This is a genomic window from Saccharothrix sp. ST-888 (assembly GCF_000955975.1).
In the GTDB taxonomy this organism is placed as follows: domain Bacteria; phylum Actinomycetota; class Actinomycetes; order Streptomycetales; family Streptomycetaceae; genus Kitasatospora.
The window spans coordinates 1-613 of record NZ_JYJF01000331.1; the positions used below are offsets into that span (position 1 = coordinate 1).

Sequence of the window (613 nt, forward strand, 5' to 3'; positions counted from 1 at the left end):
TCAGCGCAGTCGGGCGAGGAGGGCGTGCTCGACGAGGGTGATGAGGGCGCTTTTGGCGCTGTCGCGTCGGCGGGCGTCCAGGGTGATGACGGGGGTGTCGGGGCCGAGCTGGAGTGCTTCGCGGACTTCGTCGCCGGTGTGGGGCTGGTGTCCGTCGAAGCCGTTGAGGGCGACGACGAAGGGGAGTCCGCTGTTCTCGAAGTAGTCGAGGGCGGGGAAGCAGTCGGCGAGGCGGCGGGTGTCGACGAGGACGACGGCGCCGATGGCGCCGCGGACGAGGTCGTCCCACATGAACCAGAAGCGGTCCTGTCCGGGGGTGCCGAAGAGGTAGAGGATCAGGTCTTCGTCGAGGGTGATGCGGCCGAAGTCCATGGCGACCGTGGTGGTGGTCTTGCCGGAGACGTGGCTGATGTCGTCGATGCCGGCGCTGGCGCTGGTCATGACGGCTTCGGTGCGCAGGGGGTTGATCTCGGAGACGGCGCCGACGAGGGTGGTTTTGCCGACGCCGAAGCCGCCTGCCACGACGATCTTCGCGGAGGTGGTGGCGCGGCTGGCGGCGGCCGCGTTAGAGCTTGCGAAGTCCACTGAGGACCCTTTCGAGCAGCGTGACGTC

1 protein-coding gene is annotated in these 613 nt (G+C 68.5%); it reads right to left on the reverse strand.

Features of this window, described 5'->3' with window-relative positions:
* A complete protein-coding gene (locus tag UK12_RS32945) occupies positions 1–585 on the reverse strand; it encodes a GTP-binding protein (protein WP_045306887.1) in 585 nt (194 codons plus the stop codon).
* Positions 586–613 lie beyond the last annotated feature (28 nt).